The organism is Leekyejoonella antrihumi (genome assembly GCF_007845645.1).
Classification (GTDB): Bacteria; Actinomycetota; Actinomycetes; order Actinomycetales; family Dermatophilaceae; genus Leekyejoonella; species Leekyejoonella antrihumi.
The window spans coordinates 1-11,900 of the sequence record NZ_VCQV01000050.1 but is presented as its reverse complement, the minus strand read 5'-3'; the positions used below and the strand labels follow the sequence as shown (position 1 = coordinate 11,900).

The window sequence follows — 11,900 nt, the reverse complement described above, 5'->3', positions numbered from 1 at the left end:
AAGGGCGTCACGGCCTCGCCGGTCAGCCGGTGCAGCCCGGGACGGAGCCGAGCGGCATGCAGTTGTTCGGGGTGTTGTGCTCCACCGCCGTGCGGGTGAGGGTCACTGGGCCATAGTCGTAGTCGTCAATGCCACCGCCCGCGGTGTCCGCCACGTTGTGCGCGACGGTGGAGTCGGTGAGCGTGGCGGTGCCGTAGTTGACAATCCCACCGCCGATCGCGACGCCCGCGCCGCCGTTACGCGCGTGGTTGTCCGTCACCGAGGTGCGGGTCAGGATGAGCGTGGTTTCGTTGAGGATGCCACCGCCGCCGTCGCCCGCATACGCGGTGTTGCCGCGCACGTGGGAGTCCGTAAGCCGCAGTGTGCCGCCGTCGACGAAGAGCCCTCCGCCGCCGTCTCCGCCGGTGCTTGCGGTGTTGCCGGAGATGGTGCTGTGCCTCACGGTGGTCACCGAGGTGTTGTCGACGGTGAAGATGCCGCCCCCGCTGCTCGCCGTGTTATCGGCCACGGCCGACCCGGACACCGTCGCCGAGCCTTGGTTCACAATGCCGCCGCCCGAGGCGGGCGTGGTGTTGTGCGACACCGTGGTATCCGACAGGGTGAGCGTCCCATAGTTCGATATGCCGCCGCCGCCACTGCCCGCGGCGTTGTGCTCGACGTCGGAGGCAACGAGGCGCAGCGTTCCGCCGTTGTAGATGCCGCCGCCGTAGTTGCTCGCCGTGTTGCGCTCGACGGTCGAGGCGGTCAGTGTCGCGGTGCCAAAGTTGTAGACACCGCCTGCAACCGACCCCGTGCCGGTGGCATTGTCCTGGACCGTGGTGAGGGTCACGTGCATTGTGCCGTCGTTGAAGATCGCGCCACCGCCGCTCGCCGTGTTGCCATCTACCTGCGACCCGCTGATGTCGAGCATGCCACCGGGTCCGTTCGCGACAGCGGCACCCTCCCAGGCCGTGTTGCCGCGCAGTCGAGAGGCGGTCACCACCAGCGTGCCGCCCGCTGTATTGCTGATGCCGCCACCAAGGGTGCTGGGGTTGTTGCCTCCCGTGATGGTCACGCCGGCGAGCCACACCTGCACCGCTGCGGTGACCGTGACGGTGGCCCCGGCATCGTTGCCGTCGAGGGTTGCGCCGATGCCGAAGAGGTTCAGGTTCTTGCCGACGGTGAACCTGCCCCTGCAGGTCCCGGTGATGAGCAGGGTCGAGCCCGGCGGCGCCGAGTTGATCGCGGCTTGCAGGCTCTGGCTGGGACAGCGCACTGTTGTGACCGGAGCAGCCGAGGCCGTCTCGGCCATGGCACCGCCGAGGCCGTAGGCGAGGGCGCCGGCTGCTCCGATCGCCAGTGCTCGCCTCCGGGCTGTCGTTGTGAATCGCGTGGATGCCATGATGATCGATACTCCTTCGGTTGTTCGGAGGGCGGTTCCGGCAGTGGGCCACGTACCGTGCTGGGCTGCTGCAGGCGGCCATAGTTTCGACGCTAGAGTCCGAAGCGGCCAGAGTCCTTCGGAAGTTCTACGGGTTCCGGGATTCTGCTGCGTGGACTGCCGGACGCAGACCCGAGCACGCGGCATACGGTGGGCGGGTGATCGAGATCAAGACCCCCGCGGAGGTCGAGGCGATGCGTCCGGCCGGCCGATTCGTCGCATCCGTGCTGACGGCGCTGGAGCACGCCGCGGAGGTCGGGGTGAATCTGCTGGATCTGGATGCGCTGGCGCATCAGATGATCCGGGACGCGGGTGCCACGTCCTGCTACATCGACTACCACCCGAGCTTCGGCGCGAGCCCGTTCGGCAAGGTGCTGTGCACCAGCGTCAACGACGCGGTGCTGCACGGGCTGCCGCACGACTACCGGCTGAAGGACGGCGACCTGCTGTCCGTCGACTTTGCCGTGGCCGTGGACGGTTGGGTGTCGGACTCGGCGCTCTCGGTCGTTGTGGGCACACCCCGCGAGGAGGATCTACGGCTCATCGAGACGACGCAACAGGCTCTGGCCGCCGGCATCGAGCAGGCTCGCGCGGGCAACAAGCTCGGCGACATCTCCGCGGCGATCGGCGAGGTGTCGCGAGCGGCGGGGTACGCCGTGAACACCCAGTTCGGCGGGCACGGAGTCGGCCGTGAGATGCACGGTGACCCGCACGTAGCCAATGACGGACGCAAGGGGCGTGGACTGCGGCTGCAGCCAGGACTGGTCATCGCGATCGAGCCGTGGCTGATGCGTGGCACGGACCGGATCTTCACGGACCCGGACGGCTGGACGCTGCGCAGCGCCGACGGTTCACGCGGCGCGCACTCCGAGCACACGATCGCCATCACGGACGGCGAACCGGTGGTCTTCACCGCCCGCGACTGAGCGTGCGCCTCGCCCGCGTTCGTACGGTGGGAAGGCACCTTCAAGTGGGATGGTGCAAAAAAGAACCTTTCCGGCGTGATCGTGCCGCGACGTTGCTAGGTTCTGTGCGTGGGCCTCTTCTGCTCCCATTGTGGGGCCCCGGTCACCGGATCCGGCAAGTTCTGTGCCGAGTGCGGTGAGCGGCTGAGTTCACCCACCTGTACCGCGTGTGGCGCCCCTGTCGGTACGGGTCGATTCTGCGCGGAGTGCGGGGCATCACTGATTGCCCCGGATGCCCACGGCGAGGCGGGGGCATCCCCGGCACCTGCGCCGACTGCAGTTGCTGAGCGCCGCGTCACGACAGTGCTGTTCGCCGACCTGGTCGGGTTCACCGAGTTGTCGGAGAGTCGCGACTCGGAGGATGTCCGCGAGCTCCTCAGCCGCTACTTCGCAGGCGCCCGCACCGCAGTCGAGCGCTACGGGGGGACCATCGAGAAGTTCATCGGTGACGCCGTGATGGCCGTCTGGGGGGTGCCCACCTCGCACGGCGACGATGCGGAGAGAGCGGTGCGGGCCGGCCTCGACCTGGTCGAGATGATCGAGGCACTGGGTGAGGAGACCGGCGTCTCGGCTCTGAGGATCAGGGTGGGTCTGGTGACCGGCGAGGTCGCCGTCACCCTCGGCGCGGTCGGCGAGGGGATGGTGGCCGGGGACGCCGTCAACACCGCCTCGAGAGTGCAGTCCGTCGCCCACCCGGGGCAGGTCTGGGTCGATGACACGACCCGGTCCCTGACCGCCGCCGCGATCGACTACACCGATGCCGGTGAGCACGAGCTGAAGGGCAAGTCGAGACCGGTGCGGCTGTTTGCCGTGCACGCCGTCATCGGGTCCTTGGGAGGTGCCGCGCGGATGGACGGGTTGGCTGCTGCCTGCGTCGGCCGGGACCGGGAGCTGCGCCTGCTGAAGGAGCTCTTCCACTCCGCGGAGGAGGCGCGACTGCCGTCCCTGGTGCTGGCCGAGGGAGAGGCGGGAGTCGGCAAGTCGCGGCTCGCCTGGGAGTTCTTCAAGTATGTCGACGGCCTGTCCCGAGACGTCGCGTGGCACCAGGGCCGGTGCCTGCCGTATGGCGATGGGGTGACCTTCTCGGCGCTGGCGAACGCCATCCGGCCCCGCATCGGTCTGGTGGACGCCGACGCGGGCCACATCGTCGCCGAACGTCTGGATGCCTCGCTGGCCGACCTGATCCCCGATGAGCAGGAACGCTCCTGGTTGCGCCCCAGGCTGGCCGTGCTGCTCGGCGTCGAGGGCGGCACCGACGGCGACTATCAGCGCGGAGACCTGTTCGTCGCGTGGACGACGTTCCTGGAGCGGGTCGGTGATGGGGAGCCGGTGGTGCTCGTCATCGACGACGCGCAGCACGCGGACGAGGGTCTGCTGGACTTCTTCGACCACCTGCTGTCCACCGCCCGGTTCGGCATCTTCGTGCTCGCCCTGACCCGGCCGGGTCTGGTGGAGGCCCGACCGCGGCTCGCCACGATGGCTCGCACCTCGGTGCTGCATCTCGAACCGCTGGCAGAAGGGCAGATGGCCGACCTGCTCGACTCGCTCGTCGAGGAACTGCCCGACGAGGTGCGCGTCACCCTCGTGGAGCGTGCGGCGGGGATTCCGTTGTTCGCAGTGGAGACGGTCCGGGCACTGATCGACCAGGACCTGGTGCTGCCCCGCGGCGGCCGTTATGTTCTGGCGGAGTCGGCCGGCGAGAAGCTGGCCTCAATGGGTGCGCCGGCCACCCTGCAGGCGCTGGTCACCGCCCGCCTGGACGGCCTCTCGGTGCCTGAGAGGCGGCTCGTGTCCGCGGCCAGCGTGCTCGGGCAGACCTTCAACCGGGCCGGCATACTGTCGCTCGAGATCGACACCGTCGATCTCGACGACGTGCTCCGGTCACTGGTGCACAAGCAGATCCTGGCCGTTGAGACCGAGCGGTTCAGCGGCGAGAGAGGCAGCTATCGGTTCGTGCAGTCGGTGGTCTGCCAGGTTGCCTACGACACGCTGTCGCGGCGCGACCGCAAGGCACGCCATCTGATGGTCGCAGACCACCTGCTGTCCGACCCGGATCGTGCGGATGAGAACGCGCCCGTGATCGCCCAGCATCTGCTCGACGCCATCGGCGCGTCGGCGCCCGGTGACACCGACGGCAGCGAGCTCACCGAGCGAGCCGCGACCCTGCTGGACCGCGCAGCTGATCGAGCACGGGGCCTCGGCTCCCCGCTCGAGGCGCTGAACTACCTCGAGTCTGCCATCGACCTGACCGGAGACTCGACGAGGCGCGCCCGCCTGCACGTGGCCGCTGCTGCCGCCGCCAGCGAACGCGATGACCTGGAGGCAATGCGATCGCACGCAGGTGCCGCCCTGGAGTTCTACGACGACTGCGGTGACACCGCCGCCGCCGTCGGGGCCGTGCGGTGGCTGGCGCGGGCCGACGGCCTTGCAGGCGACCCGGCCCGCGCCTACGAGCGGGCCGGACCCTACTGGGATCAACTGGTGGGCAACCCACAGGCGCAGACCGGGGAGCTCTGTGAGCTGGGGCGAAATTTGGGTACATTCCACCTTTTCGATGGTCACTTCACCGAGGCGCTGCCCTATCTGGACAAGGCCAACGCCATCGCGGAGTCTCTCGGTGACCCGCGGCACCTGGCCCGGACCGTCATGACGTTATGTAGTTACTACAGGTCCAGTGGCGCTGGACGTGTCGCCGAGGCCTTGGCGTGGGAAGCCGTCCGGCTCGCGCGGGCGGTTGACGACCCGGGTTCCCTTGCCGTCGCGCTCGGCGGCATTGCCATGGGACAGCTCTACGAAGATGCCCGTCAGGCTCTCGAAACCTTCAATGAAGTCGTCACCGTCGCAGCCCGCAGCGGCAATGTCGGCACAATCCAGAACTCCGTGAGTAATCGGTGCAGCCTGCTGTTCCTGGCCGGGCGGTGGGACGAGTTCGACCGGACTCTGCCCGAACCGGCGGCCACACGGCCGGGTGACTATGCGATGCAGCGCTCGCAGTCGTTGTGGCTCACCCTGCCGCGCGGACGAGCGTCCAGCCCGGCGCCGCTGCCTGATCGGCACAGTGAGATCGCGCAGGACCGCTACTGGTTTGCACACCTGCGGATGATCGAGCTGCAACTGGCAGGGCGGCTCACGGAGTCGGTGGCGGCCGGCCAGGAGGCGGTGGCCGTAGCGTTCGAGACGCTGGGTGTCCTCGAGGACTTCGCGCTGATCTGGCCGCCCGCCGTCGAGATCGCCGTCGAGGCTGGCGAGCTCGACGTCGCGCGGCAGCTGCTCGAGCCGGTCGCCGGCCTGCCGCCCGGCCTGCAGCGACCCCTGCTGTCCGCGCTGCTGAAGCGACTGCGCGGCCTGGTCGCCGTCGCCGGAGGCGGCGACCTCGAGTCCGCCGAGGCGGACCTGCGGGCGGCGATCGCCGGGTTCGAGCAGTGCGGCGCGCCACCACTTCGGGCCCGCACGCAAGAAGTTCTGGCGCGGTTGTTGCACTCAGTCGGCCGCACCGACGAAGTCGGTGAGCCGCTGGCGGCTGCCCGCGCCACCTACCGCGCGCTCGGTGCGGCGGGCTGGCTGGCGGCCACCACCGACCTCCCACTCGCCGAGCGCGAATCCGACCCTCTCGAAAGCCGACACCGATGAGCGAGGCACCGACCGCGGACGACACTCCGATCTCCCAGGCACCCCCGCCCATGCACCTGGTCCGCGGTGCCATCCGGGAGACAGGCACGTCGATCGCGACGGTCTTCGGCAACCCGGGACTGCGGCGAGTCAACCTGGCGTTCCTCGGCTCACTGATCGGCACCTGGGCCTACGCGACGGCGATCACGGTCTGGGCCTTCGACTTCGGGGGCGCCACTGCCGTCGGTGTGTGGGTGGTGGTCCGCTGGGTCCTGATGTCGGTCGCTTCACCGTTCACCGCGACGCTGGCCGACCGGCTGCCGCGCAGGATGGTGATGATCGGCTCCGACCTGTCGTCGCTCATCCTGATTCTGGTGACCGGGGCTCTCATCTGGCAGGGCGCACCGGCGTTGAGTGTCTTTGTCGTCGCCACGGTGACCTCCCTGACCGGATCGCCGTTCCGGCCGGCCCAGGCGGCGTTGATCCCGCAGGTGGCGCAGACACCTGGTGAGCTCACTGCCACCAACGGAGTCGCCAGCACCTTCGAGAGCGTCGCCATCTTCGTCGGGCCGGCGCTGGGTGCGTTCCTGCTGGCCTTCACCAGCGTGCCCGTCGTGGCGCTGGTCGACGCCGTGTCGTTTGCCTGGTCGATCACGTTCGTCCTGCGGATCCGGATGCCGCATCGTCCGAAGGCCACCGGTGGCCCGGGAGAGCCCGGAGTCATGGACACGGGCGGAGACGATGCCGACGACGCATCCGGGCCAGGCTTCCGGGCCGAGGTGTCAGCCGGATTCCGGGCCATCTGGTCGCTACGAGACGTCCGCATCGTCATCATCATCTACTGCCTGCAGACCGTCGTCGCGGGCGCATCCGCAGTCTATGTCGTTGTCATGGCCTCGCAGTTCCTCAGCTCGGGAGCCAACGGGGTCGGCTTGATCGACTCGGTCAGCGGCATCGGCGCCATCGTGGGCGGCTTCTTGGCGATCATGCTGGCGCCTCGGGGCAGGTTGGCCGGCGACTTCGGGATCGGGGTGATCCTGTGGGGTCTGCCGCTGGTCATGATCGCGATCTGGCCGAGCATGTGGCCGATGTTCGCGGCAATGCTGGTGATGGGCGGTGCCAATCCGGTCGTCGACGTCAACGCGACGACGATCCTGCAACGCCTGGTGCCCGACGCTGTGCTGGGGCGAGTGTTCGGGGCGATGGAGAGTCTGCTGATCGCCACCATGGCGGTCGGCGGTCTGATCATGCCCGTGCTGATCCATGTGGTCGGACTTCGCTGGGGGATCACGGTGATCGCCGCGTTGGTGACCGTGGGCACGCTGCCCCTCCTGCCGGCCCTCAAGCGGATCGACGGGGCGATGCGCGAGCCGGCCGGGTTGGCAGTGCTGCGGCGCGTGCCCCTGTTCGCGCCACTCGACCCCAAGAAGCTGGAACGGATCGCCTCCCTGCTGGAGCGTCAGGAGCTGCCCGCCGGGGTCGCGGTCATCCGCGAGGGTGACCCCGCAGGTCCCTACTACGTCATCGAGTCCGGCAGAGTCGAGGCGACCTATCAAGGCCGTCAGCTGTCCGTCGAGGGCGCTGATGAGGGCTTCGGCGAGATCGCTCTGATCCGGGACGTGCCACGGACGGCGACGGTGACCACGACCGAGCCGACCATCCTGCTGGCGCTGCAGCCGTCCGACTTCGTCGAGGCGATCACCGGCAACGACGAGGTCGGCAGCCGGTTCGATGCGCTGATCTCCAAGCGGATCCCCACGATCTGAGCGGGCTGGGATAGCTGCGTCGGGTGGGTTGGACCGCGAAATGGCGCAGGCCGCCGGTAGAGTGACCCCGTTGTCGTCGCCAGTCTTGAGGAGTCGGTCCGCTCGTGTATGTCAAGAGCATGACCCTGAAGGGCTTCAAGTCCTTCGCCTCGGCGACCTCGATGAAGTTGGAGCCGGGCATCACCTGCATCGTCGGCCCGAACGGCTCCGGCAAGTCCAACGTCGTCGACGCGCTGGCCTGGGTCATGGGCGAGCAGGGCGCCAAGACGCTGCGTGGCGGCAAGATGGAGGACGTCATCTTTGCCGGGACGCCGGGGCGTGCGCCCCTCGGCCGGGCCGAGGTGACGCTGACGATCGACAACACCGACGGCGCGCTGCCGATCGACTACTCCGAGGTGACGATCAGCCGCACGATGTTCCGCAACGGCGGTTCGGAGTATGCCATCAATGGCACCAGTTGCCGGCTGCTCGATGTGCAGGAGCTGCTCTCCGACTCCGGCATCGGCCGGGAGATGCACGTCATCGTGGGTCAGGGCCAGCTGGATGCCGTGCTGCGCGCGAGCCCCGAGGAGCGCCGCGGGTTCATCGAGGAAGCCGCCGGTGTCCTCAAGCACCGCAAGCGCAAAGAACGCGCCATCCGCAAGCTCGATGCGATGGAGACCAACCTCAACCGGGTTGGCGACCTCACAGCCGAGATCCGGCGGCAGCTGGGGCCGCTCGGCCGGCAGGCCGAGACCGCACGTAAGGCCGCCACCATCCAGTCCGATGTGCGCGATGCCCGACTACGGCTGCTTGCGGACGACCTGGCTCAGCTGACCAGCACTCTCGAGCAGGAGATCGCCGACGAGTCGGCGCTGCTGGAGCAGCAACGGATGGTTGAGGCTTCGCTCGCCGAGGCCCGTGCGCGACTGGAGCGGTTGGAGCAGGAGGCCGCGGCCGCGGCGCCCGCGCTGACCAGGGCCCAGGAGCAGTGGTTCGCCCTGTCGTCGTTGCGGGAGCGGGTGCGGGCCACCGGCAGCCTGGCGGCGGAGCGGGTCCGGCTGCTGTCCGAGGACGACGACCAGGAGAAGACCAGCTCGTCCCGCGATCCTGAGCAGCTGCGTCAGCAAGCGGCCGCTGCCCGCACCCAGCACCAGGGCCTGAAGGACGAGATCACCGCAGCCGCGGCGGCACTCGAGGAAGCCATCGAGCGCCGGGCCGACCTCGAGCAGGCGCATCAGGCCGAGCAGCAGCGGCTCACCCGTCTGGCGCGCGCCGCTGCGGACCGTCGAGAGGGCCTCGCCAAGCTGGAAGGTCAGGTCGGTGCACGGCGCAGCCGGCTGGAGGCGGGGGAGTCGGAGCTTGGCCGGCTGGAGTCCAGTGCCCAGGAGATTGCCGACCGCATCACGCGCGCCGAGCGCGAGTTCACAGCCCTCGAGTCGAGCATCGCCGATGACGAAGCCGGGGAGGAGAGCCTCGACGCGGCATACGAGGACGCCGATGCTCGCCTGACCTCGGCCACGGAGGAGCTTGAGCGCTCGCGGGAGTCCGAGAGGGCCGCGGACAGCGATCGCACGGGACTGCAGGCCAGGCTGGAGGCACTCGAGCTCGGCCTGCGTCGCAAGGACGGCGCGGCGCACCTGCTGGAAGACAAGGACACTCACCACCTGCACGGCTCGGTGTCCGAGCTGGTCGGTGTCGAGAGCGGATACGAGACCGCAGTGGCGGCGGCCCTGGGCTGGGCCGCGGACGCTGTCGTGGTGGATGACCTGGACGCGGCCGCGGACGCCCTGGGCCGGCTGCGGGAGGACGACGCCGGCCGGGCAGGTCTGCTCGTAGGCAGCACGGCCCGGCCCGAGTCCGACACGGGCTGGCCGACGCTGCCGGCGGGTGCCAGATGGGCACGGTCGGTGGTGACGACGGGCGACCGGCTCCGACCGGCGGTGGACCAGCTGCTTGAGCGGGTCGCCCTGGTTGGCAGCGTTGACGCCGCCAAGTCACTGGTAGCGGAAGGCCACCGAGTCACCGCCGTAACCATGGACGGCGACGTCTTTGCCGCGGGCTACGTGCGCGGTGGCTCGGCGGCTGCGCCGAGCATGCTGGAGATCCAGTCCGCGGTCGATGAGACCCGGGAGAAGGTGGAGGACGCCGCTCAGCGCGGTCAGCGGGCGCGGTTCGCCGCGGAGCAGATCACGGCGCGCGTTGCCGAGCTGACCGAAGAGGTCGAGACCGCGCTGGTCCGACTCAACGAGTCGGATGCTCGAATGGCCGCGGTGGCCGAGCAGCTTGGCCAGCTCGGGCAGGTACTGCATGGCGCGAAGGCCGAGCGGGAGCGCATCGCGAAGGCACGCGGCACGGCGGCCGAGGCTCTCGAGACTGGCCGCACCGAGCTCGAGCAGCTGGAAGAGCGCTTGCAGGACGCCCAGGAGCAGCCCGGAGATGACGAGCCGACCACCGACGAACGGGACCGGCTCGCCGTCGAGGGTGCGGCTGCACGTAGCAAGGAGACCGAGCTGCGGCTCACCTTGCGCACCCGTGAGGAACGCGCCCGTTCGCTGGCAGGTCGCGCCGAGTCGCTTGAGGCAGCGGCGCGATCGGAGATCGAAGCGCGGGAGAAGGCGAGAGCTCGCCGGGAGCGTCGAGCCCGTGAGGCGGCCACTGCGGCAGCGGTTCGGCGGGGCGCCGACCGCACCGTGTCTGTCGTGACGGGGCTGTTGGAGATCGCGACGGCACGTCGCGGCGACGCCGAGCAGGTGCGAGGGCAGCTGGACAAGGCGCTGAGTGCGGAGCGCGCCAAGGTCAACGAGGTGAGCGATGAGCTGCGGGCGCTGACCGACACGGTGCATCGTGACGAGGTGGCGCGGACCCAGCAGCGGCTGCGGATCGAGACGCTGCAGGGCAAGGCCGTCGAGGAGCACGGCATCGAGCCGGACGTGCTGATCGAGGAGTTCGGCCCGCACCAGCTGATCCCTCCGGTCCCGGGCCCGGACGACGACCCCGACGACCTTCCGGAGCCGGTGGCGTTCGTGCGGGAGGCGCAGGAGAAGCGCCTGCGGTCTGCGGAGCGCAAGCTGGGTCAGCTCGGCAAGGTCAATCCGCTGGCGCTGGAGGAGTATTCAGCACTGGAGGAGCGGCACAAGTTCCTGGTGGAGCAGTTGGAGGACCTAAAGTCCTCCAAGAAGGATCTGCTCGACATCGTTGCCGAGGTGGATCAGCGGGTCGAGCGGGTCTTCGCCGAGGCATTCGCCGACACTGCACGCGAGTTCGAGGGCGTCTTCGACCGGCTCTTCCCCGGCGGCGAAGGACGCCTCGTGCTCACCGACCCGAGTGACATGCTCACCACCGGCATCGAGGTCGAGGCGCGGCCCCCCGGCAAGAAGATCAAGAGGCTGTCGCTGCTGTCCGGCGGCGAGCGTTCTCTGGTGGCGGTGGCCCTGCTGGTCTCGATCTTCAAGGCCCGCCCGAGCCCGTTCTACATCATGGACGAGGTCGAGGCGGCGCTGGACGACGCGAACCTGGGCCGGCTGATCACCCTCTTCGAGGAGCTGCGAGCCTCCAGCCAGCTCATCGTCATCACCCACCAGAAGCGCACGATGGAGGTTGCGGACGCACTGTATGGCGTGTCGATGCGTGGCGATGGGGTGACCACCGTGGTCTCCCAGCGGCTGCGCGACGTGACGCCAGAGAGCGCCAGGTCTCCCCGGGATCGGCAGGACACCGCCGAGACGCCGGACGGCGCGACGCCAGTTGCAGAGCCCGAGCCTGCCATCCTCTGACCGGCATGCGCCGACAACCCGTACAACTCGGCGGGTCTGGGAGGTCGCGCGGGCAGGTCGTGGCCTGCGACTGTCGGGCGACACGCGAGAACTCGTGCGCCTACACAAGCCACGCTGTAACGACGCCTCAAACCACTGCCTAGCACAGGTGATGCCGGTTCGAGGTCAGTCATGATCACCGCCGATGGCCCAAAACGTACTCCGCTTCGGTGCCTGGCTGAGGCGAACGCCCCCGGCCGTATCAGTGGTCGGGGGCGTTCGGTGGTGTCGGTCAGTAGCGGCCGAGTTCCATCACCTTGGTCCACGCGGTGACGAAGTCGGCAACGAACTTGCCCTTCGCGTCGGCGGCGGCGTATACCTCGGCCACGGCGCGTAGCTCGGAGTT

Annotated in this window: 5 protein-coding genes and 1 pseudogene; 5 read left to right on the top strand and 1 reads right to left on the bottom strand. The window is 69.1% G+C overall.

Features of this window, described 5'->3' with window-relative positions:
* Positions 1 to 22: 22 nt before the first annotated feature.
* Positions 23 to 1,381 carry a right-handed parallel beta-helix repeat-containing protein gene (locus FGL98_RS22520; RefSeq protein ID WP_146320742.1) on the bottom strand — a complete coding sequence of 453 codons (1,359 nt, stop codon included), beginning with the start codon at positions 1,379 to 1,381 and terminating at the stop codon, positions 23 to 25.
* Positions 1,382 to 1,578: 197 nt separating this feature from the next.
* Here FGL98_RS22520 and map point away from each other — a divergent pair, with 197 nt between their 5' ends.
* The 5 genes and pseudogenes from map (at position 1,579) to smc (ending at position 11,515) form a co-directional block, all read left to right on the top strand.
* Positions 1,579 to 2,346: a type I methionyl aminopeptidase gene (gene map, locus FGL98_RS22515; protein WP_146320740.1), complete on the top strand. Its 768-nt coding sequence runs from the start codon at positions 1,579 to 1,581 to the stop codon at positions 2,344 to 2,346.
* A gap of 108 nt (positions 2,347 to 2,454) precedes the next feature.
* Positions 2,455 to 2,586 (top strand): annotated as a pseudogene (locus FGL98_RS27275) (double zinc ribbon domain-containing protein); the annotation flags it as partial.
* 102 nt (positions 2,587 to 2,688) lie between these two features.
* Positions 2,689 to 6,015, top strand: coding sequence for an ATP-binding protein (locus FGL98_RS22510; RefSeq protein ID WP_246136702.1), 3,327 nt, complete (start codon positions 2,689 to 2,691; stop codon positions 6,013 to 6,015).
* Complete coding sequence (locus FGL98_RS22505; RefSeq protein ID WP_146320736.1) at positions 6,012 to 7,760, top strand: MFS transporter; 1,749 nt, start codon at positions 6,012 to 6,014, stop codon at positions 7,758 to 7,760. The genes FGL98_RS22510 and FGL98_RS22505 overlap by 4 nt, the downstream gene beginning before the upstream one ends.
* A gap of 104 nt (positions 7,761 to 7,864) precedes the next feature.
* A complete protein-coding gene (gene smc, locus FGL98_RS22500; RefSeq protein WP_146320734.1) occupies positions 7,865 to 11,515 on the top strand; it encodes a chromosome segregation protein SMC in 3,651 nt (1,216 codons plus the stop codon).
* Positions 11,516 to 11,900: the final 385 nt, after the last annotated feature.